The sequence below is a fragment of the Bradyrhizobium sp. USDA 3364 genome (assembly GCF_054056355.1).
The window spans coordinates 1068635-1089043 of record NZ_JBSRYG010000002.1; the positions used below are offsets into that span (position 1 = coordinate 1068635).

Genomic DNA, 20409 nt, shown 5'->3' on the forward strand with positions numbered 1-20409 from the left:
GCGCAGATCAACTGCCAGCGTTCAGCCCCCACATCGGCCGGTATGCCCCTCAGCTTTTCCGGTAACTCCGAAGCGGCAAACTTGGCAAGCTCCCGCTGAAGCTGCTTGTAGCGTCGAGCGGGTAACGCGGCGCTGATCGCGCATCTCGAGTTGCGGATCGAGAAACTCAAGCGCGAACTGTACGGGCAGCGCTCCGAGCGCACGGCGCGGCTGATCGAACAATTGGAACTCGAAGAACTCGCCACCACGGCGAGCGAGGATGAGCTTGCCGCGCGCGCCGCCGCGGCGAAAACCCAGAGCGTGCGCGCCTTCACGCGCAAGCGGCCGGTACGCAAGCCCTGGCCGGACCGTGCGCGAGAAGTTCACTTGCCGCGATTGCGAGAAGATCAGCCAGCCGCCGGCACCGTTCCATACCACGCCGCGCGGCTTCATCGGTCTGCAATTGCTGGCGACGATCCTGTTCGACAAGTTCGGCATGCATATCCCGCTCAACCGCCAGAGCGCGCGCTTCAAGTGCGAGAGGATCGACCTGCCATTGTCGACGCTCGCTGACCAGGTCGGCCACGGAACCTTCGCCGTCATGCCGCTCTTCCAGCTGATCGAGCGTCATGGACTCGCAGCCGAGCGCCTTCATGGCGACGACACCACCATCCGCATCCTGGCGAAGGGCAAGTGCACGACCGGCCGGATCTGGACCTATGTGCGGGATGACCGGCCCTACGGTGGGCCGGCGCCGCCGGCTGCGGTCTATTACGCCTCGAGCGATCGACGGGGCGAGCATCCCCAGAAGCATCTGGCCGCCTTCGCCGGCATCCTGCAAGCCGATTGCTATAGCGGCTTCGAGCCGTTGTCCCGCAAAGAAAAGCTATGCCGATCACGCCGGCATTCTGCTTCGCGCATGCGCGGCGGGGCTTCTTCGAACTGGCCGATATCGAGAAGAACGCCAGGGAAGGCAGCAAGGGTAAACCGGTCTCCCCGATCGCGCTGGAGGCGGTCAGACGCCTCGATGCGTTGTTCGAGATCGAGCGCGCCATCAACGGCCGCAGCGCCGACGAGCGGCGTGCCGTGCGCCAGGAGAGAAGCAAGCCGCTGCTCGACGACATGCACGCCTGGCTCCTGCGCGAGCGAGAAACCCTCTCGCGCTCCTCCGAGGTCCTGAAGCCCACGAATTACATGCTCAGGCGCTGGGCCGACTTTGCCCGCTTCCTCGACGATAGCAGGATCTGCCTCAGCAACAACGCCGCCGAAAGAGCGTTGCGCGGCATCGCCTTGGGAAGGCGCAATTGCACCTTCGCCGGCAGCCTGCGCGGCGCCGAACGCGCCGCCATCATGCTGACTATGATCACCACCTGTCGTCTTAACGATGTCGATCCCAAAGCCTGGCTCGCCGACCTCCTCGCCCGGATCGCCGATCTTCCCGCTTCGCGTCTGCACGAACTTCTGCCCTGTTGGGGTGGACGGCTCCCAACCGGCATCGCAATGTGCCTGAGTGAGTTCGTTGAAGTTCTCAATCGAGGGAAACCGTCCGTGGAAAAGATTATCCGAATTGGCATGGATACGTCGAATTGGCATGGATACGTCAAAGAGCGTTTTCCAGTTGCATGGCGTGAACGCAGCTGAGAAGCCAATCCTGCGCAAGAAGCTCTCGCGTCGAGAGATGGTAAGGTTTTTCGAGAAGGCGGCGCCCACTACCGTTGCTCTTGAAGCCTGCGGTGGCGCTCACCACTGGGCAAGACTATTAGCTTCCTTTGGGCACGAAGTGAAATTGATCGCGCCTCAGCTGGCCAAGCCGGATGTGAAGCGCGGCAAGAATGATGCGGCGGATGCAGAGGCTTTGTGCGAGGCGATGAGCCGACCCACCATGCGGTTCGTTCCAGTGAAAACCGCAGATCAGCAGGCAGCGCTGACGTTAGTTGGAATGCGAGAGAGGCTTATCCGCAATCGGACACAGATGGCCAATGCCATTCGCGGCTTTGCTATGGAATTTGGTATCATCGCGGCCAGGGGCATGTGCAGAATCGAACCGCTATTGGAGCGATTAGCGAATGAGCAATCGCTGCCGGAGCTCGCTCGGGAGCTTTTTGCCATGCATCGTGATGAATATCGAGATCTGCTGTCGCAAATCAGGTCGGTCGAGAATGGAACTTCACCGCGCCGATGAATGCAGCAAGCGTCTTGCGAAAATTCCCGGTGTCGGTCCTGTTGGTGCATCACTCTTGATGATGAAGACACCAGACCCTCGAATGTTTAAGTCTGGCCGCGATTTTGCCGCTTGGATAGGGCTCACACCCAAAGATCATTCGACGGCCGGCAAGGTCAGGCTTGGGGTCATTACACGTGCCGGCGACGAAATGTTGAGGAGCACATTGGTGGTCGGCGCGATCGCTCTTCTTCAGCATGTAAGAGCAAGTCGAAGCAAACATGCCTCCCAATGGCTTACCGACCTGCTGCAACGAAAAAGCCCTAAACTTGTCGCCGTGGCGCTTGCCAACAAGATCGCCCGCTCTGCCTGGAAGCTCATGGTGAGTGGTGAAACGTATCGGCGAATGGAGGAACAACCAAAGGCTATATAGAGGATTGGCGACCACGGTGAGAACAGAAACCACCGTGTTGCGCTGATGCTGTGAACTTGCATAAAAAGAGCAGATGGTGCGATCGATCGATCCAAAACTCGCGTGACACTCCGTCATTCCCAGTGGCCCTCCGAGGTCGCTGCCTTGTTAGGAACACGCGTTGCGGAACCCATCTTGGCCAGCGGTCATGTGCGACCGCATGCGAAGGCCGGACATATGGAGGCAAGCGATCCGTCAAATCACTGAACAATATCTTGCAAGGAGGGGGCCGTCCACATATGGGAATGGAAGCTCCCGCGCCAAGCCGACGAACCCACCGATCAGCAAGCTGCCTAACCTTCGCGCAGCGTTATCATAGCGCTACCCGGCCCCCGCGCGCATGCGTCAATCAGGCAGTCTTCGTCGTATGGGTACGCCGAGGAGACCGTTGACCTCTGTACGCTGCCGATCGCGCGGCTGGTGGCCGGCGGGCTCGGGGCGCTATCCCGCAACAGGCCCGGGGCGGGCGCCGCGAGAATTCTCGGTTTTTCCGGATTGAACTAACAAAAGACCTATACGGTCTGGCCGTGACGTTGGCGCCTGGCTCCAGTTTTGCCTGAAGGAAGGCAGGCTGCGAATGCGCCAGCGACGGTTCATCATCGGAGCGTGCCACGCGGATTCGAAAACATTGGCAGCGTGCAGCTTGAGCTTGGCACCTGCTGGTAGCTGGTTGAGCAACTCGGTCAGCGCGGTCTGAAGACCCTCGTGTCGGTCAGGACTGGCACGGTCGATCGCTGGAAGCCAGCCAGAACCGGCAGAGAACGAGCGGAACGATAGCCAAACCTACAAGCGTGCCCATCATGTTGAAAACAAGTACGTGCTGAGGATCCCACTTGGAAAGTGCAGCGCGACGATAAATCCCAATATCAAGCTTGGGACCGAGTTACAGACGGCAATGTAGAGCGTCGTAGTTGGGAATTCCTGAACAATGTGCTGCTTGGAACTGCATTGAATGCAGCAAACGAATTCGCACCTTAGACGCTCGTGTACAGGATGCACAAAGTGGCCTCGATCGTGTTGCCGATCAGGGTGGCTGGCGACATGAATATGGCCTACGCGCGACAAACGGCTCATATGCATGGGTGCCCCATCGGAATTTCTGAGGATATTGATCGGCCGTTCGGCGCGCTCTTGCGCATATCGCTTGCTCAGGTCATGGAGGTTTCGAGCAGCTTGCACGTGATATGAAATCGCTCGCTCTCTCGGGAGAGCCCCAGACTCTCTCCCAACAACGACAGCTACAGACTCAGGTCAACTTCCGTTCTTGGAAACGCCGACAGCGTCATTTAATATAGCAAATCAAGATTACGTCGCTGGCATGGCGAGCTCAGCGAGCTTCGCCCAGTAGGAGCAGCCAAAGGGGATAGCTTCGTCGTTGAAATCGAATTTTGGATGGTGGAGGCCCGCTGTATCGCCATTGCCGATAAAGATGAAGGCGCCGGGACGAGCGTTCAGCATATGGCAGAAATCCTCACCGGCAAGCAGCGGTGGCCAGTTTCGAGTGACGCGCGCCTCTCCCACTACCTCCGAGGCCACATCCGCGGCAAACGATGCCTGAGCTTCAGCGTTGCAGGTGATCGGAACGCGGCGGTCATAATGGATATTTGCCTTCGCACCAAAAGCCTTGGCCGTATGGTCCACGATGAGCTTCATCCGCTCCTCAATCATATCCTGCACTTCGGCATTGAGCGTGCGCACGGCACCCTTGATTTGGAGCGTTTGCGGGATGGCGTTGTAGGTGTCGCCGTCAGTATGAAGTGAGGTCACCGAGACGACGGCCGATTCGATTGGCGAGACATTCCGCGACACGATCGACTGGAGCGCATTGACAAGTTGCGTTCCGATAAGAGTGGTATCGATGCAGGCGTTGGGGAGCGCAGCATGCCCCCCTCGGCCTTCGATGTCGATCGTAAACCTGTCACAGGCCGCCATCAAAGGACCTGGACGGAGAAAGAACTCGCCGACCGGCACACTCGGCATGTTGTGCATGCCATAGACCTCCTGGATACCAAAGCGCTCCATCAGGCCATCATCGACCATCGCGCGCGCCCCCCAGCCGTCTTCTTCTGCCGGCTGGAAGATGACGACCGCCGCGCCGTTGAAGTTGCGCGTCTCGGAAAGATATTTGGCGGCGCCGAGTAGCATTGCGGTGTGCCCGTCATGGCCGCAGGCATGCATTCGACCTCTAACCTTGGAAGCATAGGGCAGACCTGTCGCTTCCACGATGGGGAGTGCATCCATATCGGCACGCATGCCGATGACGCGCCCCGAATCTGTCTGCTTGCCCCGGACGACACCAACCACCCCGGTCCTGCCGACGCCGGTCACGACCTCATCAACACCGAACGCCTTCAGTCTCGCAGCGACCATCTTGGCCGTCCGGTGGACGTCGAACAAAAGCTCGGGGTGACTATGGATATCGCGGCGCCATCCTGTGATCTCAGGGTGGAGGTCGGCAAATCGATTAACCGCGGGCATGTTGCACTCCCATGTTTAGTCGTAGCCGCCATCGAAGCGGCCATTCTGCTCAAGCGGGGGACAAAGAAGCCGATCGCGAGACGGACCTTGTGATGCTTGAGGCAAGACCGAGCCGGCGACAAGCATCCCCCACCGTGCAAGGGCCTCTTTTCACTTGTAGATACCTAGTATACGGAGTATAATCATGCTGCTTGCTCACGCAAGAGCAAAAATGATGCGCTCCTCTGAATCGCGCGAAGGCGAACTTCGCTAGCGCCCAGAGCCGTTCGTTAGATCGTTCGTTTTGGCTTGCTTCCTCAACGCAAAGCTGGTATGTATATTGGGTATATCTTCTTCGTGAGATCCAACCATCGATACGGTTTACCTGCATGAGCTCACGAGGAGAGGCGGGAAGGTCTTAAGTACAACACAACAGCTCCTTGAGCTCAGCTTCCATTTCTTCCACGGGTCGCGGCTGTCGCTGGAAGCTGCAGCGTCACTTGCCCAATATGACTTCGCGCGGGCAGAGCGGGGCTCGTCGTGACGGAGGAAAAGCCATGGATGTGCTGAAAGCGCGGTTCGCACCGTTCGGTTTTGCTGAAAGGAGCGCGCTCGATGCGGTACTGAGCTCATCTGTATTGGAGCCCGCGGCTGAATTCGACGCCGTAGGAGCCGGTTCTTGCACCGAAATTGAGCACCGCAAGCTCGTCGTTTTTAAAAGTCCAGATTTCAACAGGAGTGGCTGGCTGCGCATAGACGGCTGCGCGAGATGCCTTCGCAGCTATACAGACACCGCAAGGAGCGACGGGCTCCTTGACATTAACAGACGGATTGTTGAGCCGCTGTACGTACTCGATGTCGGCGCACCGGAGAACAGATTCTTGCTCTTGGCGTCGATGCTGGCTGGCCCTTGTACGGCCGTCGTAACTGCAATATTCGCCGCTCTGCTGAGCCAACAACTGAGGAGATGGACCAAGTGCCTTTGTGGTACCTGGGCCAAATGGCTTGAAGATACACGTTGGCTTGTAGGTCGCAGCCGTTCCCCAGCAGCCCAACAGCACTGGTCGCTCGTTCGGGGGTTGTCATTCCCTCTCTACCGCCGCAGCCCCCCGATTTGGCTTACATCGAGATCGACGTCGTGACTCGGGAACAGAGCAACTTATCGATGCTATCTTGGTCTGGTGGCACGCATCAAACTATGCGGTCCTCTCTCAGCAACGCAATCCTCGCGCGACTCTGTCCGCAAGATCTTGTAGCATTAGGAGAATTTCTCGAACCGATCGTGTTGACAGAACGGATGGTTCTTCAGGAGCCGAGAAGATCGGTTGATTATGTCTATTTTATAGAATCCGGTCTCGTCTCGCTGAGAATTGTCGCGTCGGGAGGTATTCTCGAGACCGCCGTGGTCGGACATCGGGGAGCGGTCGGCGCTTCGCTCCCAGTGGGAGGCATTCTTTCAACATATCAAGCCGTCGTGCTTTTCCCTGGGAGAGCGCACAGGATTCGTGTCGCCGATTTGCATCGGGTAATGAACGAATGTCCAGAGATTAGAGAGCAGCTGGTGCGCTACGTTCAAGCCTTGACATTGCAGTGCGCTCAGGCGGGATTTTGCGGGGTTCGGCACGATCGTGAAAAGCGGCTAGCAAGCTGGCTCTGCTTGGCCAGTGATGCTCTTGACGCTAACGTGCTTCCAGTCACCCACGACTACCTTTCGTTAGCCTTGGGATTGCGTCGCGCTGGCGTAACCGAAACTCTAATCCGATTCGAAGAACAAGGATTGATCCGAAAGATGCGTGGCGTCTTGCAGATTGCCGATCGCAATTGCCTCGAGCAAAGGGCATGCTGTTGCTACAAGCTGATCTCTGGCGCTTATTCCTCTTCTGCCTCCAAGATTTTAATGAAACAACCACAGAGCTAGGAACGGCGCTTTGGGAGGCGAACAGCGCTGCAAACGCAGTTTCGCCGACAACATGTAAGTTCGAACCGTCTCCAGCGGCCTACAGAGGAAGATCACCAGACACGACCATGCGGCTCTGGAGGGGACCTATTTCAACGATTTGGGCGGAGATCTCCAACGGCTCCTGACCACAATATTTTCGCTCGCGCGCGAGCGCTGCTCGAATGGAGATCGCACTACTCCAATCGGCCGCCGGACAAATCGAAGTCAGATATTCAGTCGAAGCCGGCTAATCACCAACCGGCGCGCGCAGCATCCGTTCTGGTGCAAAGGCTACACCATTATCGAGCTTCCAGCAAAGAGCGGCGATGCCTGCCGTCGCCAGCGAGAGCTAGGTAAGCAGCGTTGACTGCCTTTATGGCACCGAAGGCGTTGCGCTCGATGCAAGGGATCTGAACCAAGCCCCCGACCGATCACAGGTCATTCCCAGGTGATGCTCATGGCGATCTTGGCGGCGTTCTCAACCTGTTCATTGGTGCCGCCCAAGGCTACTGTGAGTCCGGCACTTGCCATCGCCGCGGCCGCCCCCACCTCGCCTTGGCAACCAACTTCAGCGCCACAAATAGAGCCGTTCCGTTTGATGATGCTTCCGATAAGCGCTTGCCACAAGTAGGAACGTCCGTAGCCCTCCTTGGGTCGCGTCCTCGCAGAGGTCACGGTAGTAGCAACAGACGGCGGGGACGACGCCGGCAGCCCCATTTGTCGGAGCGGTGACGACCCGCCCTCCAGCAGCTTTCTCTTCGTTCACTGCGATGGCAAAAACCGATATTTGATCGAAGGGGCGGCTTGTGGACCGCAAATTGCTGAAAACTGCTTTCTCCAGCCTTTCGAAGAGAGCGCCGGACCTCCTTCGCACGCGTAACCCACCCGGGAGATCGCCGTGCTGCGCAAGGCCGCGATCGATGCACTTCATCATGACATCGATGATGCGATCGATCTCCTGAATTGGCTCTTCCTCGTCACGGCGCGCAATCTCGTTCGCCATGGCGATCTCGACAATAGTGCAGGAATGAATCCGGCACTGTTCGAGAAGTTCGTTCGAGGATTGATAGTCGAAGCCAAGAGTATATTCGAGATGCCTTCCTGATTTTCACCACCAAGTCGCTCTATGAATCCTCCGCCAATCGAGAACCAAACTTCGGACGAAGCAGCATTAGCGCTTGCATCCAGCGCCTTGAATTCCATGGCGTTCGGAGGCCGGCTGAACGTAAGCGCCGTTGAGCGGCCACCGACCGGATGACAGGGCGATCTGCGAGTCTGCGGTTCGGCTTCGACCGTTAGGCTTAGAATGGACACTGCTATCAGGAGCCGGTGCGGCGGCTTGAGGTCTTCACCGGAACCGGTCGTCGGCGGAAGTGGAGCGACGAGGACAAGGCGCGGATCGTCGCGGAGATCGTGGCGAGTGGCGACTCGGTGTGTTCTGTGGCCCGACGGCATGGATTGTCGCCGCATCTGTTTGGCTGGCGACGCCAGTTGCGAGAGGCAGCAGGCGGTCATTCCCAAGAAGACGAAGTTCAGTTTGTTCCGGCGGTCGTGGACGCCGTGATGCCCGCGCCGACTGTTCACCAGGAGCGTAAAGTGGTGCGTAAGGCGGACGCCGGGATTATTGAAATCGAGCGGCGAAGCGGTTGAGGGCCCTGGAGGAGGAGAACGGGAAGCTGAAGAAGCTTCTGGCCGAGCAGATGCTCGATGGTAAGCGGCGAGCTGAGGCCGTCAGATGGGGCGGTTCCATGGCATAAGCGCGTCGATTTCGCTGCTCGGCCAGCCGTTGGCGATGCGCTGAAGCGTGAGAGCAAGCCAGGCGAGCGGATCGACGTTGTTCATCTTCGCTGTCTGCAGCAGTGTCGCGATGGTCGCCCAGGTTCGTCCGCCGCCGTCGCTGCCGGCATCCATTGCGCCATTAGCTGGCGGTCGAGTTCGACATGATCGCGCGCGTAGATCGTCTCCTGCCGGTAGAGCGGCAGGCCATCGGCGTATTTGGCGACGGCGATCTGGGCCAGAAGCGCTTCCGTCGGAATGCCTCCTTCAATGATATGGGCCGGGGCCGGCGCCTGGAGGACGCCGTCCGCGTTCTTGAAGGCATGGCAAGCACCATGGCTTTCAACATCTCTACGTCATTCGGGAGGTTGAGATCGGGCGGCGACATTGACCCGACCAGAGCACATTTTGCTCCGTTTCTCTTGCCCTTTCAGGCCACTGATTCACTTCGCCGCAGTGCTTTTACCCAACAATCTCTGGCGGCTTGACCGCCACGGTCCGGACCCGTTGCCAATCCATCCCATCCACCAGTGCCATCAACTGCGCGGGATTCATCTGCACCCGATGATGCCCGATCCGCGGCCAGCAAAACTTCGCCTTTTCAAGGCGTTTTAAATAGAGGCACACGCCGGACCCGTCCCACCACACGATCTTTATTCTGTCGGCACAGCTCGTTTCATTGTACGTCCCTTTGTCAGATTCCGGGCAGACGGGTCATCCTATCGTATTGATAATCAATGTCGTTTTTTGGTCGACGTTCGATCACGCGCTGCACCGCTATGCGTACTGCTTCCGAACTCAGCGTGCCGACGGGGACCAACCATTGCGAGCCCTTGATTGCTTGTGTTGCCGGCAAGATGCCCTTCAGAACCAGGCTCTTTGCAGATCCGACGCAAATTCCAAAGTGGGCCGCAGCCTTCGCGAGGCTGATCATTTTGCCGTCGGATGACGCGGGGTCATATTCCGGCAAGCCCAAGCGTTCGCGCATTTCCCGCACGCGAACAGTCGTCCAGGTCTCGCCGTCACCGGTCTTGCAGCGCATCCGATTGAGCGACACGGCGAGCTCTCGATCAGGCCAATGACCAGCGAGCTTACGAAGTGCGTCGACGGCAGTGGGCGCCATATCCCCCGGATATCGGCCCGTCTTAACGCGAGCAACACGAACCTCCGTGTGCGGGCCGCCGGTCCAGTGAATGAGCAGAACGGCCTCGTTGGTGTCCTCATCGAGATCGCAAACAATCTCTCGGACTACGATGTGAACCAGCCGCTGCTTGGTGCGTGTGTCCGTGGACGGTGCGTTCCACACCCGCGGCAGATCATACGCAAGTTGCAGAAGCAAGGCACGGTCGATCTTGGGACTTTCCGCCGATGCGGCGCGCAGCTCCTTGATCCGACCCTCAAGCTCGGCAACCCGCTCCAATGCGCCATTCCAGCGCGCCTCAAGTTCACGGGCAACGTGACGCTTCGCCGGATCCACAAGCTCGTACCGGCGTGCGGCAAGAGACGCTTCGTAGCGTGCGACCTCAAGCTCCCGTTCGACGGCGGCGATGATCTCATGTCTCGAGCGCTCAATCTGGTCGGACGCCAATATCGCTGCTTCAACAGCCCGATCGGAGACAGCCTCGAGGATTTGCAGCGCGACCGCACGATCGATCCGTACTCCGCCGATGCCGATGCATAAGCCTGCGCCGACATGGGCGTCATCGCCGCGGCATTGATAGCGATGGGCATTCCCCTTGGCCTGGCCATAGACCACACGCATCATCCGACCGCAACGTCCGCACCGCATCAAGCCGGTCAGAAGTGCGCATCCCCCGCGAGCCGATTTCCGCGAGCAGTTCTTCTTCATGTGCGCGTTTTCCAGCAGCAGCGCCTGATTGTCTTCATACTCCTGCCAACTGATATAGCCGGAATGATTGTCGCGCAGGAGAACATTCCATTCCTCCCGCGGCTTCTTGAACCCGCTGACCTTGCGGGCGCGACCGTCCACGATCCGTGTCTTCTGAGCGATTCGGCCAAACGCATAGGCGCCAGCATAGAGCGGATTGTGCAGGATCTGCATCACCGTGTGATAGGCCGGCGCTTTCCAGCTGAGCTTGTAGATTTGAACATTCCTCAGGACCATAGGCATTTTGATGTCGGCAGCGCGCAGCCAAAGAAAGACCTGCCGGGCGCTGCCGAGCTCGCGGAACTTCGTGAAGACGAGTCGAACCACTCCCGCCACATGTTCGTCGGGATCGATTTCGATCTTGCCGAGTTCACTCCAACAAAATCCGGATGGTAGCATGAAGCGGTACTCGCCGCGCTGGGCCTTGGAGTCTCGAGCGGCGATTCCACGTTGACGAAGCAGGCTCAGCTCATACTCCGACATCGTCCCCTTCAGTCCGAGAAGCAGGCGGTCGTTGACAAGCCGCGGATCATAGACGCCGTCGGGATCGATGACCAACGCGCCGGCGAGGGCGCATAGGTCGATCAAGTGATGCCAGTCGCGTCCATTGCGCGCCAGCCGCGATGCCTCGATGCAATAGACGGCACCGACATCGCCCGAGCACACCATCGCCACAAGCCGCTCAAATCCCGGCCGCTGAGTGCTGCCGGAACCTGAGCGGCCAAGATCGTCGTCAATGACCGTCACCGACTTAAATCCGGTGGTTTCAGCGACCTGCGCCAAGTCATATTGCCGCCGCTGGCTTTCGAGATTCCCCGTGACTTGGGACATTGTCGATTGGCGACGCTCGGCTACGCAACCCCGACCAGCTCCGCCGATCGTCCGTTGCTCCACCCGCGCCACTTGGCGTACAAAACTCCGAGACTCTAATTGCCGCTGAATGAAAAATTTAGGGGCAGGTCAGCTCGAAGGTTATCCCGTCGGCGGATGCGAGCGCATCTCTTTTCGGAGTTTTCGACTGACGTGGTCCTTTTGCCTGAGAGTTTCCTGGGACGGTTGCTCCTTCGGCACCGTTAAATCGATCTCTCCCAGCGTCAGATAATCAGTGTGACAGTTGCAAGAGGGCCGCCAGTCCTTTGGGCCGGCGGCCAGTCTAGGGAGGAAACGCCCATAGGGCAGCGATAGTGAAACAATCGCAAGTACCGCCAATCCCTTGGCGGATTTCAGAAAGAGCATTGAATAGGCTAGCGTTAGCAGCGGACCTACATCACTTTTCAAGTATCATTTCATCGGGAGGTTGAGCGGGAACGGCCCCGCACCGCATTGAAAGCGCTCTTTTTTTTGCGCTTACCGGGCAGCGAGTGCTCACCATTGCCACGGAGACGCTAAATTTTGATTTCGGGAAGGCGCTCGGGCGCAGGGATAGTCAAAAGCTCGCTATGCTCTATGCCTATTACTGCGACCTCTTCAGTCTGATAAACTCCGCCTTCTAGATAATACTTCGGCTCAACGTGGATGATCATCCCCTCGCGAAGAACCTCTTCAGAGCTTGGCGAGATTGAGGGAGGCTCGGTAATGCTGTAACCAGAACCGTGCCCGACACGAGAAAAGAAGGCCGTAAACGGACCCGGCAAGCCCAAAGAAGAGTTGCGCGCGATTTCTTCGAAGACGCTGTATGCTTCTCCTGTCGTCATACCGGCGCGAAATGCAGTAATAGTTTTCTGCGTAATATTTCGGACTTCGTGATAACGAGCCTGTTCCTCTGCGGTTACCTTTCCGGCTTTAGCTATCCGGTTAACATCAGAGATGCTCCCTCCTACAAGACATCCCATATCCGTCCAGATAAAGTCGTCTGCGGCTAGTGCCCGCTCCGTCGGCGGCAAGGGGGAAGGGAAGCTCCCTCTGCCAAACTTCACGGAAAGCATTGGGACCGCGCTGGCCCCTTTCTCAATCGCCCTAATGGTCAGATGCCGAGCAAACTCGATCTCCGTGACTCCAAGACGCAGTTCTTGGAAGCACTCAAGCATTGAGGAAGTCGCCACTTCCAGAGCAACCTTCTTTTGACGGATTTCGGTCGGGGATTTAACAACGCGGATTTGCCAGATATCCTCGGCGCCCTCGACCAGGTCCAGCGCGGCGAAGTTACTTCTACATTTATGGAGCAAGTTCAGCGAGCCCAACCCGCTGCTTTCAAAGCCATAATCCAGGGCGAGTCGGCGCGCGTTGCAGGCTCGCAATTGGTCAACAATCGCCTCGATAAACGCTAGAACGAATCCCGAATAGGCGACGTGCTCGATGCGGGAAGGCATCTCTTCAGTAAGTTGGATTGCCGGCGCCTCGGCGGCCGAGGATATAATGATAGCACCACTTCTAGAGCTTGGAACAAGAAGCGCGAGCGGACGAGCCTTTGATATCCACGTTATCGATTTGTATCCGGAGAAGTACTCAAAGTTGGCTTGGTCGGTAATCAAGAATGCGTCGATTGATCGCTCGGCCATTACGCGCTTAAGGCTCTTGAGCCTTGTCTCATACTCCGCCGCTTTGATCTTCAGCATCTCTCTAACACCTCATTCTAAGACCTTAGGAATATACTTTGTATATTTTATTTTGCTATTCGTCAAGTTTTGAGTCCAGAGGCTTGATGGCTCGCCATGTAGGCAATGGTCGTCGGAATATGATCCCACATCAACCGACGGCAAAATAATTAGCCTTACGAAGGCTGCCGCACACTTGGAATTTGCGTCGGATCAACAAAGAGCCTGGTCCTGAAGGGAGCCTCGCCGGCAACGGGCATCAATGGCTCGCAATGGTTGGTTCCTGTCGGCGCGCTGAGTCAGGAAACAGTATGCATAGCGATGCAACGAACGCCGGGACAGCTTCGGTTGAAGGCTTTGGAACGATTGCCGTCTTAAGGGCGGCGGCGCGACCGACAAGGCATTTGCATCGACTGCATTGCTCACTCGGCGGATCCGAGGCGAGTAAGTCGTGTAGGCAGCAGCGCGGATTGTAGCGCGTGCTTGATGACGAGTCCACGTTCAGCCCACCTCCTAAGGTCGTCTCGCAGGCGTCGAAGCACGCAGCCGCTTCCCGTTTCGTCAGCATCTGCAATCTTACAGTCGCTCATAGCGCGAGCGCAGGCCGTAGTACTAGACGGATTGCGCTACCCCTTTGAGGCCGAGAAGCGGGCATCGTTGCGGCCACGTAGGTCGCGAGCTCCCTGTACACGCGATCCCGTCCATCCCGCTTTCTGAGTAAGAACGAGCAGCTGACAAAGTTACTAAATTGTCGCATCAGCGACATGGACTTGTTCTTGGCTTGCTGCCCCCTGTAAGGGGCTGCACCGTTGATGGCAATTTGTTCTGATCCTGAAGGCGAGCAGCTGATGACCCTTGGTTCGCCGGGAAACGATACGCTGCAACACATCGCACAAGCAGGCCTGCGGATCGAAAACATAGAGTTTTGCCATGTTCCCCATTGACGCTAGGATCGCCCGGCTTTCAGCGCCGCCCTCGCTGCCGCTAGACGATGAGTTGCGCCTTCCCATCGCGATCGGGCGCATTGAACGCTCGACCGTGTTGGAGTAAATCTCGACGCGGCCGTCGAGGAGAAACAGCGTAAACCCGTCCCAGTGATTGAGCGCATGTTGACCGCCTCTGACCTGCCCCTGAATTTTTCATTCAGCGGCAATTAGAGTCTCGGAGTTTTGTACGCCAAGTGGCGCGGGTGGAGCAACGGACGATCGGCGGAGCTGGTCGGGGTTGCGCAGCCGAGCGTCCGTTGCGGTGAGGTGGGCGGCGTAGGCCGCGGGGGTCAGGTATTTCAGCGACGAGTGGGGACGCTGGAGATTGTAGTCGGCGACCCAATTGGTGATCTTGGCGCGGGCGTCGTCGAGATCGAAGAACAGAATCTCGTTGAGTAGCTCATCGCGCATCCGGCCGTTGAAGCTCTCGACGAAGCCGTTCTGCATGGGCTTTCCCGGTGCGATGAAGTGCCAATCGATGGCTGCGTCCTTGCACCAAGCCAGCACGGCGTTGCAGGTGAACTCGGTGCCATGGTCGGACACGATCATTCCTGGCTTGCGGCGTCGCTCGACGATTGCCGTGAGTTCGCGGGCCACGCGCCGCCCCGAGATCGACGTGTAAGGAATGGCGCCCAGGCATTCCTTGGTGACGTCGTCGACGACGTTGAGGATGCGGAAGCGTCGACCATTGACGAACTGGTCGTGGACGAAGTCCAGCGACCAGCGGACATTGGGCTTGGCCTCGACCAGGATCGGGGCCCGGGTCCCAACCGCCTTGCGGCGAGCCCGCCGCTTGCGGACGGTGAGCCCTTCCTCGCGATAAAGCCGGTAGATCCGGTTGATCCCCGATGGCTCGCCCTCCCGCCGCAGCAGGACGAACAGGCGGCGATAGCCGAAACGCCGCCGCTCGTTGGCGAGATCGCGCAATCGGCCACGCAGAACTGCCTCCGGCGGGCGGCTGGAGCGATAGCGGATCATCTCCGATCCGCACCCACGATCGAGCAGGCCCGCCGTTCCGACAGGCTCATGACGGCCTGCAAATGCGCGACAGCAGCGCGCTTGGCGGCGGGCCCTACCATTTTTTGAAAGGAGCTCGCGAAGTGCGGCTGCATCGAGCATCTGCTCGGCCAGAAGCTTCTTCAGCTTCCCGTTCTCCTCCTCCAGGGCCCTCAACCGCTTCGCCTCGGAAACGTCCATGCCGCCGAATTTGGCTTTCCAATTGTAGATCGTCGCCTCGGAGATCCCGTGCTTGCGAGCCAGATCGGCCGTCTTCGCCCCGGCCTCATGCTCCTTCAGCACCGCAATAATCTGCTCTTCCGTGAACCGTGCTCGCTTCATCTGTCCGTCCTTCTTCGGGCCGGACTCTAACTCCTTCTGGAGGAAATATTCAGTGGCAGGTCACGACGAACATGCGTTAATGCAAGGCGAGATTCTGGAAAGCAAACATGTCCTAGTCTTGGGCGATTCCAAAGAGACTCCATGTGTTCGTGAGCGGAATCGCCCAGAGAGACCAACCTCAATCTGAGCTCAATGCCGCAATCAGGGTATGGCGGCATCGCCGCGCAAGCCCCATCGCAGTCCCCCTCAACACTACTTAACGGAACTGCAAACAATCATTCAACCATCTATGAGCCACAGCCTATTGCCCAAACAGTGCCGACGCGGAGTCAGCGAATATGAGCTTTCGAAACGGCGGTCACCGCCTGCACCTCGCGGTATGGCGTGACGTCAATCGTACCAACGGATATCAACGGCCAAGGCCCAGTGCTATTGGTCATCACCGTGACACTCTCTCAGATTTCACCACTTCTCCCGCCCCCCTGCGCGTCCCGCGGCGGCTCACATTGAGGAAGCGGCAACAAGCCCTCCACAATCGCGAAGGATATGGCGGCAATATCTCGGTCCATCGCCCGATCTTCGACCAATGGCGCGCTGATCTTCCTCACCGCTTCATACAAGTGGCTCAAGGCAGAGGGCAGTTCAGATCCATTGGATCGCAGGTCAACGGCCTGACAGGCCGCCAAAAGCGTCATCGCGACGACGTCTCTCAATTTAAGCTCCATCTCCGCTGCGCCAAGCGCTGCGTGCAGTCCCAGGCTGACGATGTCCTGATTGAACTGTTCGGTTGGCAAGGTATGAACGCTTGCTGGAGCACTTTCACGCCGTAGATGCGCGACGAGAGAGGTATGCGACATTTGCACTCCCTTAAAGCCTTGATATAGGCCGAGCCGGGGACTCAACGAATTCGGGAGACCTCGCGAAAAGCGGCTGTCCATCAAAAGGGCCATGATGGCATGCATATGATTTCCGACTGTTGCAATATCAATCTTGAGCGCGTCCATTATGCGGGAAACATGCTGCCCCATAAAATTTCCGCCGTGAAGGACATCCCCAGTCTCCGGATCTATCAATGGGTTGTCGTTCACTGAACTCGCCTCACGCTCGATCACCATCCGTGCCTCACCCAGCGATTCCGGAACAATGCCAAGTATTTGTGGCGCGCACCGGATTGAATATATCTCTTGGACGCCTTCCGCGAGCTGGACGATCCCGGTGGCTTCATTCGACCTATGAACACCTGAAGAAGTATACGATGACCTACACGCCAACATCTCGCGAAGCGCCGCAGCGACGGCAATTTGACCTGGATGCCCTTTCGCAGCGTGAATACGAGCATCGTAGTGTTCTCTCGAGGCATGCAATGCATCTACTGCCAGGGCTAGCGCGCCGAGCGCAGCTCGAAACGTCATCCATACTCGCTGCACCGTTAGAGCGCCGATGCCTGTCATCGCTCGAGTACCATTGACGAGAGCCAGCCCCTCCTTCGCTTGCAATTCAACCGGTGTTATGCCAGCGCGAGATAATGCTTCACTGGCGCTCATCTCTTGTCCGGCAAAGCAGACGCGACCGCACCCGCAAAGCGCGCTCGCGATGTAACTTGATGGAATCAAGTCCCCGCTCGCGCCAACAGAACCATGTCGCGGCACAGTTGGAACGACGCCTAGATTAATGTGCTCAAGAAGACTCCTCACGATTTCAGGACGCACGGCAGACCAGCCGCGAACCAAAGCTAACAGAGTCAGAAATTGGGCTGCTCGCACGTGTTCCTCTGCAAGGCAATCGCCGGTTCCCGCTGATAGGAACTTGAGGAGATTGCTTTGATGGAGCGCCAGTAGATCGTCAGAGATTACGAGATTGCTGTTGCCGCCGAAACCCGTATTGATGCCGTAGATAACCTTTCCTGAGGTCAGTAGATTTTCGAGCTGGGCCCGCCCCTTCTGCACTAGCTCCAACACGGCGGGTGCCAGGTCAACCTTGCGACGATGTACGGCAACGTCGTGAATGTCATTAAGGTTGACATCTGCATTAAGCTTTACGACGAAAGGTGTTTCCCGTCGACGCGCGGCATCCACCGATTCGATTACCATAAACTCGTTATTCCCGCTGGCAGGTTTAGCGCGCACGTTCATTTGTAGCAACTCCATTTCATTTGTAGCAACTCGATTAGTGACGCGAATCCAGATATAATATGTTGTCGCAATTCGCCGCTCGCCCCGGAGCTGGCGGCTCTTGCACTCTGGCGCGCATCTAATCGAGCAAAATCGTACGGAGGATATGACGACGGGGCTAGCCTAGGCGACCTCCTAATCCCGGTAGTTGGCCCGACGCGTACCTTGCAGTATTTTCGCTGGGTCGCTGCTTGCTTGGGACCACGACCGCTAGGCTGATCGCACGACGTAGCAGACTTCCGCCGCAGTTTCGCCGCCGTGTCCTTGGCTATAACATTCTTCGGTCTCTTGCTCTCGATCGGCAGCAATATCTGAGTCACTTCTCAGTCGGCATCGACGCCCGCTCCTTGTCGACTTTCGTGCGCAATGCGGCCATCACGTCGACCACATCGCTCACGCTGGGGCGCTCCTTCTTCGCGATGGGGTAGTCGACTCCTTCTTGTTCATCCGATCGATCAGCGCCGGTTCGTGGTGATCGTCAAAATTCTTTTGGTTCGAAGTACGCGGCCTTGTGATCGACGATGTGTTTGGTCAGATGGAGTACTTATTGCTCCGCTCCACGTACCGTCGAAACATTCCTTCTCGTCGCGCACTTCGTGCTCTCGGCGTAGTGCGTTTTGACTAGCCCAACTTCACCTGCTAAGTCGCGTCTTGCTTTATATAGTCCGTTGACGACCGGCGGGAAGACGGAGTGCCTTTAGCACAGGCGCGGCAGCCATGCGTGTCGAGGCGTTGTCGCGCAAGACGGTCAGATCGGCGGTAGCGTGTTTAGTTTGACGAGAGGTCTGTCGATCGGGGATTCGGAGAAGAAGGCCATCCGCAAGTTCGGCGAATGCGATCTCAGTGCGCTCTGACGGCGTCGCCTTGTAACCGGCGCTTAGTTCCGGCCCTCCTCCAGGTAGGGAAGGTCTGATCATGAAAGCTGCGAGCGCCTAGGAGACATTGCCACAACGCTGCCCCTCAACGATCACACATAACGTCCATGCCAGTCCAGCTGCGGTAGTGAGCAACTAGCTTGATCGGAGCACTTCGTCGCTCATCGCAATTACCGCAGGATAGAAACATCGCTTGCGATTTAAGCGTGCCGTACGGTGATCAAGGCTAACGACGCCGGAGAGCGCTTCATCGACGCTTGTCTGCCAGTATTGGACCAGTACCAAGGCAACCTACTTGTGACGAACGGTTCAGCGAAGCGCACATTCTGGCCGGACATGTGCGATCGACACAAGATCGTGCCGCAGCCGCTGAAGGCCTAGTGTGCTTGCGCTGCATGACGCAACTAGTTAAGCTATCAACGCGAAACTTCAGAAGCGATCGACATCACCAAGAGCATTATCAGTGGACGGGATAAGGCGGGTCGTCTCAGATCGCACACCGTTTGCGTAACGTTCTCGCCGCGGCCCCGGTCTTCCGGCCGCGCAGAACGCGGAGCAATCGGAATTAGAGAAGTACAACCAAGCGTTCGACGGCGAGAACGACGGCCTTCTGCTATTGGACGTGAGCGCGGTCGCGCAGCTCGCTCGCAGCGAAGGTGTGCAGTTCGATCGGATCGGTGAGGCTCAGATCAAGATTATCGAGCTCATGATTGCGTAGCTTTCGAATAGACCCAATCACGCGCGACGTGTTGGAGAACAGGTGCGCGCCGGAACGGTGACGACCGACCAAAAGGCGCCCCTGCCTGATCTGAACGCAGCGCCAGTTCACCGGAATGGCGAGTTCCTGTGCGCTAAGCAAGTCGGATGAATGCCGCCATCGCGTACGTTGCTCGCGTACGCGACCCTGGTCTGGGCTGCGAGGTCGCCGACGCCCAGATGTTCCCTTGGTCGTCCACCGGCTCGACCGACGGTAGGAACATGGTGCCAGGAGCAATGCCAGGTGCCGCCCGCTGCGGTCACCTCGATCTCAATGAGGCGTCCGGCCTGAGCAGGCTTTTACCGGGACCGTATTGACCACCGGCTTATATCCGGCGAACAACTCTCGCCGCACGGCCGCCGCTTCCGCATAACTCTCAATGCCCTCGGGGCGCATGTACTCAACGATCCTGACCACATCGCCACATCCAAGGTCGCCGTCGCCTTCCAGAATGGCGGCCACGGGGCGTCAGCGCCGGGGACAATCCCCGCGAGCGGTTGGTGCTCTCGGCGGACTCAGTGCGGCAGAGCACCAGGATTGCATCGGCATCATCCAAAAGCGAGGTGTAGAGCTTCTGCCCGCTTACCACCCACTCGTCGCCCACCAGCGCAGCGCGCGTTTTCAGGCCGAAGACGTCAGTGCCTCCACCCGGTTCAACCAGCCCTGAGCTCATCAAGAATTCTCCGGCCGCGAGCCTGTGCAGGAGTTCCGACTGCTGCTTCTTCGTGCCGGATTCACGCAGCACCGGTGCGGTCATCGAAATGAGCAACAAGTCGGTGGCGAGCGACGGGAAGTGCCGCGCAATCTCCTCACAGAGGATCACGCCAGTCATCACGTCTGTGCGTCTGTGCCGCTGCCACCGTACTCCGTCGGCACTGACAGCCCGGGCCAGCCGAGCCGGGCGAGACGCTTCCAGAGATCACGCGGTATGCGCCGTGCGCGATCCATCTCGCGAATCTTCGGTTCTGGAAGCTCACGATTAAAGAAGTCGCGCATGCTGTCGCGCTGAATCTCATGCTCGGTGATCCGTTCGAAGTTCATCGCCGGCCCCGAAGAGGAAACTCCTGTCTCGTCAG

General features: G+C 58.1%; 14 protein-coding genes, 5 pseudogenes and 1 riboswitch. Of the genes and pseudogenes, 5 read left to right on the forward strand and 14 right to left on the reverse strand.

Annotation, left to right across the window (positions count from 1 at the left end; genetic code table 11):
- Nucleotides 1-123: 123 nt before the first annotated feature.
- Both tnpC and ACVILL_RS05185 read left to right on the forward strand, forming a co-directional pair.
- A pseudogene (gene tnpC, locus ACVILL_RS05180) lies at nucleotides 124-1446 on the forward strand (IS66 family transposase); the annotation flags it as partial.
- 100 nt (nucleotides 1447-1546) lie between these two features.
- Nucleotides 1547-2573 (forward strand): annotated as a pseudogene (locus ACVILL_RS05185) (IS110 family RNA-guided transposase).
- Nucleotides 2574-3917: 1344 nt separating this feature from the next.
- Here the strand turns inward: ACVILL_RS05185 and ACVILL_RS05190 are convergent.
- A complete protein-coding gene (locus ACVILL_RS05190; RefSeq protein WP_456728117.1) occupies nucleotides 3918-5090 on the reverse strand; it encodes a M20 aminoacylase family protein in 1173 nt (390 codons plus the stop codon).
- Between the two features lie 1093 nt (nucleotides 5091-6183).
- Here ACVILL_RS05190 and ACVILL_RS05195 point away from each other — a divergent pair.
- The gene (locus ACVILL_RS05195) at nucleotides 6184-6987 is read left to right on the forward strand and encodes a Crp/Fnr family transcriptional regulator (protein WP_456728118.1); all 804 of its coding nucleotides are present in this window, start codon (nucleotides 6184-6186) and stop codon (nucleotides 6985-6987) included.
- A gap of 320 nt (nucleotides 6988-7307) precedes the next feature.
- Here the strand turns inward: ACVILL_RS05195 and ACVILL_RS05200 are convergent, their stop codons facing one another.
- Nucleotides 7308-7427, reverse strand: coding sequence for an L-serine ammonia-lyase, iron-sulfur-dependent, subunit alpha (locus ACVILL_RS05200; RefSeq protein ID WP_456728119.1), 120 nt, complete (start codon nucleotides 7425-7427; stop codon nucleotides 7308-7310).
- 19 nt (nucleotides 7428-7446) lie between these two features.
- A pseudogene (locus ACVILL_RS05205) lies at nucleotides 7447-7999 on the reverse strand (L-serine ammonia-lyase, iron-sulfur-dependent, subunit beta).
- Here ACVILL_RS05205 and ACVILL_RS05210 point away from each other — a divergent pair.
- Together ACVILL_RS05210 and tnpA are read left to right on the forward strand one after the other, a co-directional pair.
- The gene (locus ACVILL_RS05210) at nucleotides 7907-8113 is read left to right on the forward strand and encodes a hypothetical protein (protein WP_456734476.1); all 207 of its coding nucleotides are present in this window, start codon (nucleotides 7907-7909) and stop codon (nucleotides 8111-8113) included. The pseudogene ACVILL_RS05205 and the gene ACVILL_RS05210 overlap by 93 nt on opposite strands.
- A 224-nt stretch (nucleotides 8114-8337) precedes the next feature.
- Nucleotides 8338-8658: an IS66-like element accessory protein TnpA gene (tnpA, locus tag ACVILL_RS05215; RefSeq protein WP_456728120.1), complete on the forward strand. Its 321-nt coding sequence runs from the start codon at nucleotides 8338-8340 to the stop codon at nucleotides 8656-8658.
- Between the two features lie 81 nt (nucleotides 8659-8739).
- On the opposite strand, the pseudogene ACVILL_RS05220 reads toward tnpA, so the two are convergent.
- The 11 genes and pseudogenes from ACVILL_RS05220 to ACVILL_RS05270 all read right to left on the reverse strand — a co-directional run.
- A pseudogene (locus ACVILL_RS05220) lies at nucleotides 8740-8913 on the reverse strand (transposase domain-containing protein); the annotation flags it as partial.
- Nucleotides 8913-9110, reverse strand: a pseudogene (locus ACVILL_RS05225) (IS66 family transposase); the annotation flags it as partial. The pseudogenes ACVILL_RS05225 and ACVILL_RS05220, both read right to left, overlap by 1 nt.
- Before the next feature lie 136 nt (nucleotides 9111-9246).
- On the reverse strand, nucleotides 9247-9441 hold the full coding sequence (tnpB, locus tag ACVILL_RS05230) for an IS66 family insertion sequence element accessory protein TnpB (RefSeq protein ID WP_456734175.1): 195 nt from the start codon (nucleotides 9439-9441) through the stop codon (nucleotides 9247-9249).
- Between the two features lie 37 nt (nucleotides 9442-9478).
- Nucleotides 9479-11503 (reverse strand): recombinase family protein, encoded by a 2025-nt coding sequence (locus ACVILL_RS05235; RefSeq protein WP_456728121.1) that lies wholly within the window; start codon nucleotides 11501-11503, stop codon nucleotides 9479-9481.
- A gap of 183 nt (nucleotides 11504-11686) precedes the next feature.
- Nucleotides 11687-11774, reverse strand: a riboswitch (glycine riboswitch).
- 283 nt (nucleotides 11775-12057) lie between these two features.
- On the reverse strand, nucleotides 12058-13227 hold the full coding sequence (locus tag ACVILL_RS05240) for a M24 family metallopeptidase (protein ID WP_456728122.1): 1170 nt from the start codon (nucleotides 13225-13227) through the stop codon (nucleotides 12058-12060).
- 722 nt (nucleotides 13228-13949) lie between these two features.
- A complete protein-coding gene (locus tag ACVILL_RS05245; RefSeq protein ID WP_456734176.1) occupies nucleotides 13950-14342 on the reverse strand; it encodes an IS66 family transposase in 393 nt (130 codons plus the stop codon).
- A 3-nt stretch (nucleotides 14343-14345) separates the two neighbouring features.
- A complete protein-coding gene (locus ACVILL_RS05250; RefSeq protein ID WP_456728123.1) occupies nucleotides 14346-15491 on the reverse strand; it encodes an IS3 family transposase in 1146 nt (381 codons plus the stop codon).
- A gap of 494 nt (nucleotides 15492-15985) precedes the next feature.
- Nucleotides 15986-17662 carry an HAL/PAL/TAL family ammonia-lyase gene (locus ACVILL_RS05255; protein WP_456728124.1) on the reverse strand — a complete coding sequence of 559 codons (1677 nt, stop codon included), beginning with the start codon at nucleotides 17660-17662 and terminating at the stop codon, nucleotides 15986-15988.
- A 1527-nt stretch (nucleotides 17663-19189) separates the two neighbouring features.
- A complete protein-coding gene (locus ACVILL_RS05260; RefSeq protein ID WP_456728125.1) occupies nucleotides 19190-19435 on the reverse strand; it encodes a hypothetical protein in 246 nt (81 codons plus the stop codon).
- 298 nt (nucleotides 19436-19733) lie between these two features.
- Complete coding sequence (locus ACVILL_RS05265; protein ID WP_456728126.1) at nucleotides 19734-20165, reverse strand: acyl-CoA dehydrogenase family protein; 432 nt, start codon at nucleotides 20163-20165, stop codon at nucleotides 19734-19736.
- The gene (locus ACVILL_RS05270) at nucleotides 20165-20374 is read right to left on the reverse strand and encodes an acyl-CoA dehydrogenase family protein (protein WP_456728127.1); all 210 of its coding nucleotides are present in this window, start codon (nucleotides 20372-20374) and stop codon (nucleotides 20165-20167) included. Before ACVILL_RS05270 ends, ACVILL_RS05265 begins: the two co-directional genes overlap by 1 nt.
- Between the last annotated feature and the right edge of the window lie 35 nt (nucleotides 20375-20409).